Consider the following 15,170-nt stretch of genomic DNA (forward strand, 5'->3'; position numbering starts at 1 on the left):
CTGCTTCGTTTAGAATCAATAAAAGTAAGCGGACAACAACATTTATTAACGATTATCGGTATTAAAGAGAGGCGTTCGCACCTTACTGTATATATAACTGCTATTAAATTGTCCTTATTTCAAAGACTGCCGGCTTATAAAGCTTTTTATAAACACAAGTTGTAAACAGTATTTTTGTTTTTGTTAGATTTAAATAATAAATTGTTTTTACTATATTTTATAACATTTTTAAACAGGGTATAAGAAACTGCGTTAACTTTATCTTGATAAGTTTTTAAAATTTTTCCCTAAGCATATTCCTTTCTAAATAATTAACAGCTAGTATATAGAAATTATGTGGAAGAGGACGTATCCCTTTTCCGGCTGTAAGAGTACGAGGCGAGTATGGCACGCAGAACCAAATTGCAAACATTTGAAGTTGAAGTTGAAGAAGCCCTCACAAAAGCTATGAACTTTGATTTCGATGACACAGGATTTGAAACGATATCATCCAATAATTCTGAAAATGTTGTTAATGTTGATGATCTGATTCAAAAAATTGCAATGGCAGAAGAAGAATTTTTTGCTGAAAACGGTACGTCAACTTTTGTTTCTAATATTCATGATGAAGCTGTTATTGATAAATCCGTTGTTGAACAGCTTTTTGCTCCAAAACCTTCACCTGATATTTCAGGTGGAACTGTTCATAATACATTATTGCCTACAAAACTTCTTCCTGCAAATGATGATATAACAACCCCTGTAAATTTTGGACCATTCAAGCAGCGTTCTTCCTCTCGAGTCTACTGGTATACAACAGCGCTTAGTGCTTTATGGGCAACGGGAGGAGCTTTTATTGCGCATAAGCTCGCACCTACCGGACTCAGCTCTTTATCCAATATCAGCACTTTTGTTACATCCCCAACAGGACTTGCTGTAGCAGCCGGAACAGCAATTCCTATCCTTATATCTTGGGGCGTTGCTCAATTAACAAAACGTTCAAACGACTTGCATAATATTGCGCTTCTTATGACCAATGCTGCACAGCGCCTTAGTGAACCACAACATCTATCTGAAAAACAAGCTATTGCTATAGGGCAAACCATTCGTGAAGAAGTAGCGGCAATGAACGAAGGTATTGAACGTACCCTCGGACGTGCTGTTGAACTTGAAGCAATCATACAAGGTGAAGTTCACAATCTAGAACAAGCCTATGCTGAGAATGAATCACGCATTCACACATTAATCAAAGAATTGAGTAATGAACGCATAGCCATTTTGAATCACGCAGATCGCGTACAATCAACAATTAAAGGAACCCAAGAACAACTGAGTGATGAATTTGGTTTGGTTACCTCTAACATTGTGACCAATGTTGAAAAGCTTGCACAAACCCTTTCTCAAACTTTACAAAAACAAGGTGAAGACCTTGTTGAAAAACTTTCCTATGCCGGTGATGGCGTAACAAATCAACTTGTTGAAAAATTTAACAAAACAACAACACAAATTCAGCAGAAAAACACGGAATTTTTTCATGAATTAGGAAAAAACTTTGATGGTTTTGCAAAACGATTTGATCATAATGAAAAACAAATAGAAAAAACCTTTAATGAAACAGCAGAAAAAGCGGAAGTACATGTTGCTAAAATTGCAACACATATACAAGCAGTAACAGATCAAACTTTGCACGCTGTCGATGAAAAGTTTAAAGCCTTGGATAAAGCTCTTATTGATCGTAATAATCAATCTCTACAGAATTTTGATGAGAAGATCTTAAAGCTCGACGACCAAGCACATAAACTCTCTTCTAAATTTGATAACGTAACCTCGCAAGCAATTGGAGCCTTTGAACAACGTTTAGCAACTGTTGATCTTTCTCTTAAAGAACATAGTGATTCCATCATTGATTCCTTTATAGAACGCAGTCAGGCTTTAGAGGATAATGCTGAAAAACTTGGTAACTTCTTGGAAGCTCATGTCTTGAAAATAAATGAGAACCTCCAAGAAAAAACAGCAGACATTACCCATGCATTTACAAATGGACGTGAAGCTATTCTTTCTGCAATTGATAAAAGTAAAGAAAGTCTGAGAGAAGAAATTCAATATGTCGACAATGCCATTGTTGATATCATACAAGAACGTTCACAAGATTTTAAAGTACAACTTTCTGATCAACGAGCTCTTATGGCAGACATGCTCGATAACGAGAAAAATAAAATTGCGGATACATTAAGAAATCAAATTGATGTTTTGTCCCAAAATACTTCTCATATTGAAAAAGTTTTGGCTGATAATGTTCAAGTCGTTGATAAACAAGCTGAAAATCATATTACAAACATCATTCAATGCACTGAAAAGCTACAAGATGTCATTGTACAAAGCTGCAATACAACCCAAGATGCTTTAGAAGCACAGGCGAGAAATATTGATATCCGTGCCGATGCTCTGCGCGACTCTTTAGCGATTAATAGTTTTTCTCTCAATGAAGTTCTTGCCGATCAAGCACGCACACTTGAGCAACGCATGGAAACAATCCATAACCTCATTGCAAAAAGTGATATACGTGTCGATGTTGCATTGAAACAACAAATAGATTTAGTTGAGAGTGCAATTGTCGCCAATAATAAAAACATTACTGAAACGGTTCAAGATCATATCAGAAACCTTGAAAACCATGCCGAAATTTTAAAGAATACTCTTTCTCAATCGAGTGGTGTTTTCTTTGAAACCCTTGAAACACGTATGGAATCATTTGATACAGATCTAGAAGATCGTGCACACAAAATTTTTGAACGAACAACAACGCTAGAGGAAACATTATCTGAAAAATTCAGCCAAATCTGTGAAGCCATTGATATGCAAACATCTGTTATTGAGGAACGTTCTGACACGTTAAAAACGTCTCTCATTCTTAATAATGAGCAAAGTCAGATAATTCAACAAGCGCTGGAAAGTAGTGTTGACAATATGCGTGTAACCTTAGAAGACTCTGTTAATACAGTTACAGATAACCTGCATAATAAGATTATAAAAGCTTCTGATATTCTTTCTTCTACGAGTGAACAAATTCTTTCATCTGTTACAAATGTTACTGCACAAGCAGAAAATATTCTCTCAGAATCAGGCAATCGCATTGTATCAAATGTCAAAAAAACTGTTTATGATACCAGTGAAAAAGTTCTGTCCGTTCTGTCTGAACAAACAGCGCATACTGTCGAAGCTTTCGCAACAGCCAGTCATAATGCACAAGCATTATTGAATGAAACTATTCACACATCAACAACAGCAATAGAGCAAGTCCTTAATGAACGCTGTGATGTTCTTCATCACTCTATGCAAAATCTTAAAAATAATTTAGGATATCAGCTCTCTGATGTCACGAGCCGTCTGGAAGATGCTGGAAATCAAACAACAACACAAATTTCACAACATGTTGGAAAAATAACAGAGCTTACAAATCACTTAAATCAAGCAGCGCAAAATACGACAGAATCAATTGATTCTTTAACACAGCATATCGGTGAACAACTCTCTCTTTCCACACAAGATGCTGAACAAAGAATTTATGCACATAATGAATCTTTAGTGAATAGCTTAACCAAAGCCAACTCTGAAACACTTCAAACAATAACGATTATGAAGGAAGAGCTTGTTAATAATGTCTCATCCATCTTAACACAGTTGAATCAATCAATTCACAATTTTCACGAAAATAGTAATGTTTTATTATCGGCTGTTCAAAATATTGATGGGCAGTTTAATGAGAGTACGAATAATTTTTTCCGCAACACGGACCAAGTAGCAGAGCGTTTGTCAGCCTCAAATCAAGCGCTCAATACTAATGTTGAAATTCTGCAAGGACTTTCAAAGAGTACCTTTGAACAAATTAATCATATAACGAGCAGTTTTGGTGAACATGCAAAGACACTTTCCCAAACTATTCATGTTCTTGAACAGTCTGAAAATTCACTTAGTGCAACACTTGAAGAAAAACATAATACGCTTTCTGTATTAAGCGATGCTCTTGTTTCAAAGTCTCATGAAATTAATCAAATGATTGGGCATTATGAAAAAATCTTCAACTTAGCACTTGAACGCTCTGATAAGAATGCGCGTAACTCCACAAATTCATTCCAACAATCACTTAATAAGCTTGTTAGTGAAGCATCAACGCGTTTTTCAGAAGCAGCAGAAGATATACGTCGCTCCGCTGATGAAGTTCGTTTAGAGCTTTCAAAGATTAATAATGATATCAATGAAAATGTAAAAAAACTTCCAGAAAAAACAAAAGAAACAACGCAAACAATTCGCACAGCTTTGAATGAACAGATTACAGCGTTACAAGATTTAGTCAGTGTTATACAAAATGATCAAAAGAGCGTACAAAAACAGCTAATATCAGCATTTCCTACATCATCAATATTTAATCAAAAAAGTGACAGTTCCACTGAGTCTGTTAAAAAGATTGTGCCACCTAAGCCTATCTTGCAACAAGATCAAAGCAAAAAAAGACCAAATAAATGGGTATCAAATCTCTTAGAAAGAGCTTCACGTGAAGAAACATTTTATGATGCTCCCCCTAGTGATGATGTTTTAACATCAGTGCAAACAAAACCATCTCCTGCAAACTGCTCTCTTAATTCATTAGCTTCTGGTATAGTGCAAGCTATTAATCACAATGCCATTGTTGAGCTATGGGATCATTATCAACGTGGACAAAAAAACATCGTAACAGAACGCCTTTACACCTTAAATGGACAAAAAATATTTGAAATGATTAAGAAAAAATATATGAGCGATTTTGGGTTTAAACGTTCAGTGAATCAATATGTTACAGATTTCGAAAAGCTCTTACGTGATATATCGCGCAGTTCTGGCTCTTCCAACTCAGTTCGCAAGTACTTGATATCAGATACCGGAAAAGTTTACACTATGCTTGCTCATGCAAGTGGTCGAATCCAATAACAAATAAGAAAAGTGGAAAAAATATTTTTCCACTTTCTCTCTCTCCAGTTGTTTTAATGACTTATCATAGAGTACTTTTCTTTCAACTGTAGCTTTGTACTTCAAAGGTTGGGATAATTGGCATGCGGGTTTTCTTTGATATCCTAAGCAATAACCCTAAAGAAGCGTAATGGCTTATCAAACAACATATCATTCTAAGAATGATAAAGCATGTTTTCTATTTCCTTATCTTTTCTTAACTTCTTTATTTTTCATAGTTTCATAAAGGTACAAAATCGGTAATAATTATTTTTATTAATTGTGAAAAAAATTCATGCTTTTGTATTAAAATAGCTTATAGAAACACTTCTATTTATTTTTTTAATATTTTTATCCACATATTACTCTCGTTTGAATTATGTAAGTAAATGTTTTTTTATTATATTAGGTGAATTTGAAATAAAAGAAGCTTATTGTATTCAAATTTCCTATTCAACATACGAGATGATTCATTATAAATTATAAAGTAACGCATTATACGGAATATATGAACTTTAGGTATAAAACATGCAATTACAGCTGTTTCGGATATACTTTTCGTTTATTAAAACACAGATTTGTAAGTATATTAAAAATATACAGCTCGCATTATTAAGAGTTCAATTGAATAATAAACAAAATGACTTCCATTTTTAAAGTTCCAGTTTCCTTTTAAATAGCTGCAAAAACAATTTATAAATTGCAAATTGTTATTTAAAATTTCTTCTATCTCCCTATAGAAATTTAAATAAAGAAGATGAAGTTAATAGAAAACACTCTTCTTTTTTTTCCTTAATTTGTAAGCATTGCAAAAAAAATAATGGCTTGGTAATGTAATCATTAGTAATATTTTATTTGTTTGTAGACTAATCAATTTTTACGCGTTTTATTAAGGAAAGAAAAAGCTAATCGTGCTGCTATCAATGAAATTATTCATTGTGCACAAACAAAAAGAATCATCAAACTGGTTTTACGATCCAGAAGAGTTTTCTCATACTCATGCATTTTGATATTCAGAGAAATGAGGATCTATTAGTGGACAAAACCTTATCGTAGATGGAACATCTCATATACACATACGCTAACTTGGATATCATAAAAATGTCTAGAGAACGAAATAGTGATTTCAGTTCACCAAAAGCTGAACTTGACAGTGCCGCACTTTTTTATCACCAACACCCAAAACCTGGAAAATTGGAAATACAAGCAACAAAACCTCTTGATAATCAACGTGATTTAGCTCTTGCTTATTCTCCAGGCGTTGCAGCACCATGTCTTGCGATTCATGAAGATCCCAATCTTGCTGCTCAATATACCTCCCGTGCTAATTTAGTCGCTGTTATATCCAATGGAACTGCTGTTCTTGGTTTAGGAAACATTGGTCCACTCGCTTCCAAGCCAGTTATGGAAGGCAAGGCCGTTTTATTTAAAAAATTTGCGAATATTGATGTTTTTGATATTGAAATTGATGCATCCGATATAGAACAAATGGTACAAACAATATCGACCTTAGAACCTACATTTGGTGGTATTAATCTTGAAGACATTAAGGCTCCTGAATGTTTTGACATCGAAGAAAAGCTTCGTGCTAAAATGAAAATTCCAGTTTTTCATGATGACCAACATGGAACTGCCATTATTGTTTCTGCTGCTGTATTAAATGCCTTAAATCTTTCAGGAAAAAAAATTGAAAATGCCAAAATAGTTACCTCAGGTGCAGGTGCTGCTGCCCTCGCTTGCCTTAATCTTTTGGTTCGTCTTGGGGCGAAAGTTGAAAATATTTGGCTTAGTGACTTAGAGGGGGTTGTTTATGAAGGTCGCAAGACCCTTATGGATCGTTGGAAAATCAATTACGCACAAAAAACGGACGCACGAACTTTATCTGATATTATTGATGATGCGGATATTTTTCTAGGCCTATCTGCGGGTGGTGTTTTAAAGCCTGAATATCTTAAAAGAATGGCTCAAAATCCACTCATTTTAGCGCTGGCTAATCCAGTACCAGAAATTATGCCTGAAGAAGCACGCTCTATACGACCAGATGCAATGATCTGCACAGGACGCTCTGATTATCCCAATCAAGTTAATAATGTCCTTTGTTTTCCCTATATCTTCCGTGGTGCATTAGACGTAGGTGCTAGTGCAATTAATGAAGAAATGAAAATGGCCGCTGTTCATGCGATTGCTGCCCTTGCACGTGAAGAAACTTCAGATGTTGTAGCACGTGCATACTCAAAAGAACCACCCAATTTTGGACCAGACTATCTGATCCCCTCTCCTTTTGATCCGCGTTTAATACTGCGTATTGCCCCCGCTGTTGCTAAAGCAGCAATGACAACTGGTGTCGCCATTCGTCCCATTGAAGATATGGAGGCCTACTATGATATCCTCAATCGATTTGTCTTTCTTTCTGGTTTAACAATGAAACCTGTTTTTGCTGCAGCAAAAACAGCAAAACGTAAACGCGTCATCTATGCCAATGGTGAAGATGAACGCGTCCTTCGTGCAGCACAAGTTGTCATTGAAGAACAAACAGCAACGCCCCTCCTTATCGGCCGTCCACATGTCGTAGAAGCAAGATTAAAACGCTTTGGTTTAAGAATTCGTCCCGGTATAGATTTTGAATTAACAAACCCTGAAGATGATCCACGTTTTCGTGATTATGTTAATTTGTTTTTTCATTATACAGGAAGGCGTGGTGTTACGCCTGAAATGGCAAAAACAGTAGTGAGAACATCAACAACGGCTATTGCTGCCCTTGCCGTTATGCGTGAAGAAGCAGATGCAATGATTTGCGGCTTAGAAGGACGCTTTGAACGCCAACTTGAATTGATTGAACAAATTATCGGTCTTGATCCTAATGTTCACCGTTTTTCTGCTATGAGTTTGCTTATCTCTCAACAACGTACTCTTTTCCTTACAGATACTTACGTCAATGAAAATCCTTCTGCAGAAGAAATCGCTGAAATGACTGTGTTGGCAGCTCAAGAAGTTGAAGCATTTGGAATAACACCAAAAGCAGCCTTATTATCACACTCAAACTTTGGTTCTAAAAACACAGAAAGTGCGCGTAAAATGCGACGTGCAACAGAAATTCTTGCCAAATTACACCCTGATTTAGAAGCAGATGGTGAAATGCATGCTGATGCTGCCCTTTCCAAAGTTTTTCGTGATCGTGTTTTTCCTAATTCTCGTCTTAAAAGTGAAGCTAATTTGCTTGTCTTTCCAACACTTGATTCAGCCAATATCACGCTCAACACTGTTAAAAGCCTCACAAATGCACTCCATGTTGGTCCTATTCTAATCGGGGCAGCACGTCCCGCCCATATCTTAACACCTTCAGTAACTTCCCGGGGAGTTGTTAATATAACAGCCCTTGCTGTCCTTGCTGCCAATAGAAAAAATAGTCTCGTAAAATAAATGCGTAATAAAATTTCAAAGTTTTTTAAATATTGAGATATAGTATTTCATGTACTGTAAACCTCTTTTCTCTATAGATAAAGACAGCTATATTCTGGATTAAGTCTTTTTTTAAAAGAGAAAAAAGGCTAGAAGAACAATATTAAATGTATTTTGAATTTACTAACTCTATAATAAGGAATCCGTACATTGCCTTCCACGTTTGATAAAGTTGCTGATATCATTGCAGAAATCAGTGAAATTGATCGCAATACAATTACACCTGAAAGTCATACAATTGACGATCTAGGAATCGACAGTCTTGATTTTCTTGATATTGTTTTCGCTATTGATAAAGCTTTCGGAATAAAAGTTCCTCTAGAACAATGGACACAAGAAGTCAACGAAGGTACCGTTGCAACAGAAGAATACTTTGTTCTTAAAAACCTTTGTGCAAAAATTGATAATCTCGTTGCCTTAAAACAGGCGGAGTAGTTTTTTCGCCATGCATGATCAATCTGTATTCATCACTGGTATAGGTCTCATAAGCTCTCTGGGGGAAGGAACTGATCAACATTGGAATCTCTTAAATGATCCAATCCGTACACCAAACCTAGATTATACAACTTTTTCACCCTACACGGTTCATAAATTGCCCGAAATTGATTGGAGTTTACAAATTCCTAAAAAAAGTGATCAACGGCAAATGGGAACATGGCAGCGTCTTGGTACCTATGCGGCTGGTCTTGCTCTTGATGATGCCGGCATGAAAAATAATGAACAACTCACTTCAACAATGGATATGATCGTAGCTGCAAGTGGGGGAGAACGTGATATTACTGTTGATACACAGATTCTTTCTAAAGCGCGCGCAGTTGCCGATCATGCCTCTATGTTAAATGTTGCTCTTTCAACTGAACTTCGCCCAACATTATTTTTGGCACAACTTTCAAACCTTTTGGCAGGAAACATTTCAATTGTTCATAAAGTCACTGGATCATCTCGTACATTTATGGGAGAAGAAGGCAGTGGTCTTTCTGCACTTCAAATTGCTGTAGCTCGTATTAAATCAGGTCAAAGCACCCATGCTCTTGTAGGAAGTTCCTATAATGCACAAAGTTATGATATGTTGTTGGCGCATGAGCTTGGTGGTCTTTTAACCCATAATGGATGGAGCCCAGTGTGGGATCGTGAAATCCACCCCGGCGGCGGTATCATAGCCGGTTCTGGTGGTATCTTCCTAGTTATTGAAAGTGGAGAACATGCCAAAAAACGCAACGCACATGCTTATGCTGAAATTAACCAAATTATTACAGACCAAACAGATAGAACCAAAATTCCACTTAGAGAGTCAATTGCAACAATGTTAAAAACTGCTGGCGCTAAATCTGCCTTAGCCATTTCAGCAGCCTCAGGAGCTCACGAAGCAACAAAAGCAGAACAAAATGCTCTTGATAATGCTGATCTATCTTATCGTGGCATTACAACATTATTTGGTTATATGAGGGAAGCACAATTTCCTCTAGCTCTAGCTCTTGCAGCACTTTCAATTGAAAAAAAACATTGTTTTCCAGCGTTAAGTCCTCATGAAAAACCTTTTTCTAAAGAAGTACGTGAAATATTTGTTACAACTATTGGTATAAAAAGAGCTGAAGGTATTGTGCGTCTTACAGCTGTTTGAAGGGGAATTTCTATAGTGAAATATCATGATCATTTTGGGCGTCCACTTGTAGCAATAACTGGTGCAGGCATTGTCACATCACTGGGACAAGGGAAACATGAAAATTGGCAAAAATTAACAAGTGGTGTAAGTGGTATCCACAAAATAACACGTTTTCCCGTTGAGGGATTAAATACATATATTGCTGGAACAATTGATTTTCTTAAAGAAAGTACACTTGGTGCTTCAGCTCTCTCTGAGAAGCTTGCACATCTTTCTGCTGAAGAAGCTTTAGAAGAAGCTGCTATTGATAAAAAAAAATTTAATGGACCACTCTTTCTAGCTGCTCCTCCTGTTGAACTTGAATGGAAAGCACGTTTTAGTCTTGATCAAGAGGAAGAATTCAATAATGAGCCTTCTTATGCACATCTTCTTAAAGTCTGTAAGGATAAACTCCATGAGACGCTTTTTGAAGCCACACAATTTGGTGCAATTGCAGAAAAACTTCAAAAAACATTTGGCACAAAAGGACTTCCTGTTACACTTTCCACTGCCTGTGCATCTGGTGCAACAGCAATTCAATTAGGTGTTGAGTCTATTAGACGGGGAGAAACAAATCGAGCTCTCATAATTGCGACAGATGGATCAGTTTCAGCAGAATCTCTCATCCGTTTTTCGTTACTATCTGCTCTTTCAACTCAGAATGAGCCTCCAGAAAAAGCAGCAAAACCCTTTAGCCGTGATCGAGATGGTTTTGTTATGGCAGAAGGCTCAGGCGCTCTTGTTCTTGAATCTCTTCAAAGCGCATTAAACCGTAATGCTACAGTTTTAGGAATTTTAGCTGGCTGTGGAGAAACCGCCGATGACTTTCACCGTACACGTTCAAAACCCGATGCATCACCAGCAATTGAATCCGTTCGCAAAGCTTTAGACGATGCAAAAATAACCATCAATGAAATTGACTATATTAATGCCCACGGAACTTCAACACCTGAAAATGAGAAAATGGAATATCTTGCATTATCAACAGTATTCGGTGATCTTTTAAAGCATATTCCAGTCTCTTCTAATAAATCAATGATTGGGCATACATTAACTGCTGCTGGTGCAATAGAAGCGGTTTTTTCGCTTTTAACCATTCAATCGGGGATACTTCCACCGACAATAAATTATGATAATCCTGACCCTGCGATCCCTTTAGATGTTGTTCCTCATCATAGCCGTAAGGCCTGTGTCAATGCGGTTTTGTCAAACTCATTTGGATTTGGTGGTCAAAATATGAGTCTTGTTATCACTGCATATAAAGGATAATCCTTTAATAATAAAATTTTATAACGCTAACCTAATAATATATTTAAGGGGGATGATAATGCGTGCACTGCAACTCTTCGATGATCGTCGGCTTGAAATCACCAATATTTCCCCGCCATCTTCACCTAGTATAGGTGAAGTAACTGTGCGGATAAAAGCCGTTGCTCTTAATCATATTGATGTATGGGGATGGCGTGGCATGGCTTTTGCGAAAAGAAAAATGCCACTCATCATTGGTGCAGAAGCCTCTGGTGAGGTTATACAAATAGGAGATGGCGTTGAACATCTCCAACTTGGACAGATTGTCTCAATTTATGGTGCACAAACCTGCGGAGTATGCCAAGCTTGTCATGAAGGACGGGATAATCTTTGCAGTCAGGTAAAGGGAGTCTACGGTTTTCACCTTGATGGATTTGCGTGTGAGCTTGTCAATTTGCCAGCACGTTTATTAGTTCCATCACCACCCCAATGTGATGAATTGCAAGCAGCAGTTGCTCCAATTACTTTTGGTACCGTAGAACATATGCTTTTCGATAACGCAAAACTACAAGCAGGAGAAACAATCCTGATACAGGCTGGTGGCTCAGGTATTGGTTCTGCAGCCATTCAACTTGCAAAACACATGGGCTGTACAGTTATCACAACTGTAGGTTCAGATGAAAAAATTGCAAAAGCACACTCTCTTGGGGCAGATCATGTGATTAATTATCGTAAAGATCGTTTTGAAGGTGTAGTGCGTAAATTAACCCAAAAAAAAGGTGTTGACGTTGTTTTTGAGCATGTTGGTGTAGATACATGGAACGGTTCTCTGTTATGTATGAAAAAAGGAGCACGTTTAGTGACTTGCGGTTCTACCTCTGGTGTTTCAGCACCAATAAATCTCATGCAATTATTCCAGCAACAGCTTAAGATATTCGGTTCATTTGGCTGCCGTATGGAAAATATGAAAAATGCCATGCAAAAAATGGCACAAAAAGCCGTACACCCTGTCATTGATACAATTGTTGGGCTGGATGAAATTGATACAGCTTTAAAACGAATGGAGAGCCGTGATGTTTTTGGTAAAATTATCCTTAAAATCGATTAAATCATGATGAAGCTTTCTCTTAAAAATCTCATATATCGTATTAAAATTATAGCTAAAAAAATATCCTACTTGTTATGGGCATATCTGCTCTTTGGTTCTTTATTTATTCTAAAATGTTTTCCAGCCAAAATGGGAATTTCTTTTTTTGCTTGGTTAGCAAAAAAAATTGGTCCCCTTGTACATCGTCATCAAATCACACTTGCAAACCTTAGGAGTGCATATCCAGAAAAAACAGAGCAAGAACTCCGTGCGATTGCAATAGAAATGTGGGAAAATATAGGACGTTTCCTAGCCGAATATATTTTTCTTGATAAAATTTTTGATTTTGATCCTCATGCAGACGAGCCAGGTTTCATTGAGGTTAAAGGTATTGAAATATTTGAGCGATTAAAAAATGAAAAAAAACCACATATTTTTTTCACCGCACATACTGGAAATTTTGAACTTCTGCCTATTTGTGCACAAAGTTTTGATCTTAATGTTACGGTATTATTTAGACCACCCAATAATCCCTATGTTGCCAAACGAATCCTTAAAGCACGACAAACTTCTATGGGACACCTTGTTCCCTCCAAGGCCGGAGCAGCATGGGCATTAGCAGCCAAATTAGAAGAAGGTGAAAATGTTGGTATGCTCGTTGATCAAAAATTTCGCCGCGGTATCATGGGAACATTTTTTAACAGACCTCTTAAAACAAACCCCTTAATTATAAAACTTGCTCGACAATATGACTGTGATATTTATCCAGCACGTTGTATTCGTTTGCCTAGTGGACGTCATCGTTTAGAGTTATATGAACATGTAGAACTTCCACGTGATGAAAAAAATGATATCGATATAGCTGCTTCTACGCAAAAATTAAATGATATTGTTGAATCTTGGGTCCGTGAATATCCTGGACAATGGATGTGGTTACATAGGCGTTGGGACATCTAACATAAGCTCTATTGCTTACAAAGGAAGTGCAAAATGTTAGCCTCAAAAGATATCAAAGATCTCACAGCAATTATCACTGCATTACGAAACTCTGATAATGGTTGTATCTGGCATAAAAAACAAACTTTTGAATCCCTCATACCCTATATGCTCGAAGAAGTTTACGAAGTCATCGATGCCATTGAACGAAAGAATCGAAAGGATCTCTGTGAAGAACTTGGGGATCTTCTTTTACAAGTTGTCTATCATGCTACCATAGCACAAGAAGAAGGCAGCTTTACTTTTGAAGATGTTGTTTATGCAATCACGGAAAAAATGATTCGACGCCATCCTCATGTTTTTGGAAATGCCGAGCAAAAAAAACGAGGATTTATAAAAGAGGAGTGGGAATATATAAAAAAAAGAGAACAGGTTGAACAAAAAAGAATGTGCGAAGAAAAAAACAACAATTCCTCCACAAGCATACTCGCAAAAGTAAAACAAATCCAGCCAGCAAACCAAGAGGCACTTGCTTTACAAGAAGCAGCAGCTAAAGTAGGTTTTGATTGGCAAAAAAGTGATAAAGTTTTTGAAAAAATAGAAGAAGAACTCGAAGAGCTCAAAGAAGCCATCAAAAATAAACAAAACTCAGAGATAGAAGCAGAGTTTGGAGATCTCTACTTTATACTCCTTAACCTCGCGCGCCACTTAGCGATTGATTCACAAAAAGCATTAAAAAAAACGAATATAAAATTTCGAAATCGTTTCGCCTATATTGAAGAAAAGCTATCCACTCAATCTAAAACACTCACTGACGCATCCTTGAATGAAATGGAAGCACTTTGGAAGCAAGCTAAAAATGAACAATAAAAAATAGTAGATTTCTTCTACCTAAAAGAACAATACCCTCTAAAATTACTAAATTATAATTTAGCTCAGCTCAATTTGTTTTATATTGATCCTGCGTAGCAGGACGAAGTTCCACCGATTCTCCACACCCGCATGCTGAAACTTGATTAGGATTTTTAAAGATAAAACCAGACCGCAGCGTTGTCACTTCATAATCCATCTGCGTCCCTAATAAAAATAATACCGCATCATGTGCTACAAAAACACGGGCACCATTCACTTCAACAACATCCGCATCTATCCCCTTTTCTTTGACAAGAGTAATTGTATACTCCATCCCTGCACAACCACCTTTTTTGATACCAACAAGAATACCCTGTGCATCTTTTGCATCCATAATTGCTTTAACACGATCCACTGCTGCTTGCGTCAAATTTATTACCGAAAAACGGCTCATAGTTTACTCTTTTCTTAGTTCAATAGACACTTTGAAAGTTTTTCCTCTATAATATTTTATCTGATATTTCAGAAAAAAAACAAAACATAAATTAAAGCATTCTGACCTTGTTTATTTGGATAAAAATACATACCCGTAAAATGAGATTTGTGATTATATAATCCAGAACTTACAATTTTTTGTCCACATAAAATGCAAAATACCTCATCTATAAAAACTCTAAAAAAACGAAAACTTTTCAAAACCATACATTCACTCCTCTTCTTTTGAAAATCTTTATCTTTTTAGAAAAGTAACGATTAGGTAAGAAAAAAATATACCTTCCGCACTCATTTGCTCCAATTCATACCCCTAAAGTCACCAATCTTACCCCCTCACAATCTCAAAAGTAATTAAATGCATACATCTATTAACTATAGTGCTAAAAATTTAATGATCACAAAGAATTTTACAAATTCGTTATTTATCTTGAATTAACAACAAAATATTGATGTCCAAAATTTTTACTTTCAAAAGCTCTAAGTGCAAGA

General features: G+C 36.5%; 9 protein-coding genes. 8 read left to right on the forward strand and 1 reads right to left on the reverse strand.

All coding sequences use genetic code 11. The annotated features are described in order from the left end of the window. Positions 1 to 384 precede the first annotated feature (384 nt). The 8 genes from ACFILY_RS02560 (at position 385) to mazG (ending at position 14,204) form a co-directional block, all read left to right on the forward strand. Positions 385 to 4,944: a hypothetical protein gene (locus ACFILY_RS02560; protein ID WP_273791391.1), complete on the forward strand. Its 4,560-nt coding sequence runs from the start codon at positions 385 to 387 to the stop codon at positions 4,942 to 4,944. Between the two features lie 1,119 nt (positions 4,945 to 6,063). Further along, positions 6,064 to 8,382, forward strand: a complete 2,319-nt coding sequence (locus ACFILY_RS02565) for an NADP-dependent malic enzyme (protein ID WP_375637478.1) — start codon at positions 6,064 to 6,066, stop codon at positions 8,380 to 8,382. Positions 8,383 to 8,571: 189 nt separating this feature from the next. Further along, positions 8,572 to 8,856, forward strand: coding sequence for an acyl carrier protein (locus ACFILY_RS02570; protein ID WP_375620202.1), 285 nt, complete (start codon positions 8,572 to 8,574; stop codon positions 8,854 to 8,856). Positions 8,857 to 8,866: 10 nt separating this feature from the next. Beyond that, on the forward strand, positions 8,867 to 10,042 hold the full coding sequence (locus ACFILY_RS02575; RefSeq protein ID WP_375637477.1) for a beta-ketoacyl-ACP synthase: 1,176 nt from the start codon (positions 8,867 to 8,869) through the stop codon (positions 10,040 to 10,042). Positions 10,043 to 10,057: 15 nt separating this feature from the next. Then, a complete protein-coding gene (locus ACFILY_RS02580) occupies positions 10,058 to 11,332 on the forward strand; it encodes a beta-ketoacyl-ACP synthase (protein ID WP_375637476.1) in 1,275 nt (424 codons plus the stop codon). Positions 11,333 to 11,390: 58 nt separating this feature from the next. After that, positions 11,391 to 12,419: a zinc-binding dehydrogenase gene (locus tag ACFILY_RS02585; RefSeq protein WP_375637475.1), complete on the forward strand. Its 1,029-nt coding sequence runs from the start codon at positions 11,391 to 11,393 to the stop codon at positions 12,417 to 12,419. A gap of 6 nt (positions 12,420 to 12,425) precedes the next feature. Further along, positions 12,426 to 13,355: a lipid A biosynthesis lauroyl acyltransferase gene (locus ACFILY_RS02590; protein ID WP_273791402.1), complete on the forward strand. Its 930-nt coding sequence runs from the start codon at positions 12,426 to 12,428 to the stop codon at positions 13,353 to 13,355. Positions 13,356 to 13,388: 33 nt separating this feature from the next. Next, on the forward strand, positions 13,389 to 14,204 hold the full coding sequence (gene mazG, locus ACFILY_RS02595; RefSeq protein WP_375637474.1) for a nucleoside triphosphate pyrophosphohydrolase: 816 nt from the start codon (positions 13,389 to 13,391) through the stop codon (positions 14,202 to 14,204). 70 nt (positions 14,205 to 14,274) lie between these two features. Here the strand turns inward: mazG and ACFILY_RS02600 are convergent, their stop codons facing one another. Beyond that, complete coding sequence (locus tag ACFILY_RS02600; protein WP_273791397.1) at positions 14,275 to 14,640, reverse strand: iron-sulfur cluster assembly accessory protein; 366 nt, start codon at positions 14,638 to 14,640, stop codon at positions 14,275 to 14,277. Between the last annotated feature and the right edge of the window lie 530 nt (positions 14,641 to 15,170).

Source organism: Bartonella sp. CL25QHWL, from assembly GCF_042195335.1.
Classification (GTDB): domain Bacteria; phylum Pseudomonadota; class Alphaproteobacteria; order Rhizobiales; family Rhizobiaceae; genus Bartonella.

Coding starts and splice junctions, on each gene's coding strand:
- ACFILY_RS02560 (WP_273791391.1), top strand. CDS start 385: ATGGCACGCAGAACCAAATTGCAAACATTTGAAGTTGAAGTTGAAGAA.
- ACFILY_RS02585 (WP_375637475.1), top strand. CDS start 11,391: ATGCGTGCACTGCAACTCTTCGATGATCGTCGGCTTGAAATCACCAAT.
- ACFILY_RS02590 (WP_273791402.1), top strand. CDS start 12,426: ATGAAGCTTTCTCTTAAAAATCTCATATATCGTATTAAAATTATAGCT.
- mazG (WP_375637474.1), top strand. CDS start 13,389: ATGTTAGCCTCAAAAGATATCAAAGATCTCACAGCAATTATCACTGCA.
- ACFILY_RS02600 (WP_273791397.1), bottom strand. CDS start 14,640: ATGAGCCGTTTTTCGGTAATAAATTTGACGCAAGCAGCAGTGGATCGT.
- ACFILY_RS02565 (WP_375637478.1), top strand. CDS start 6,064: ATGTCTAGAGAACGAAATAGTGATTTCAGTTCACCAAAAGCTGAACTT.
- ACFILY_RS02575 (WP_375637477.1), top strand. CDS start 8,867: ATGCATGATCAATCTGTATTCATCACTGGTATAGGTCTCATAAGCTCT.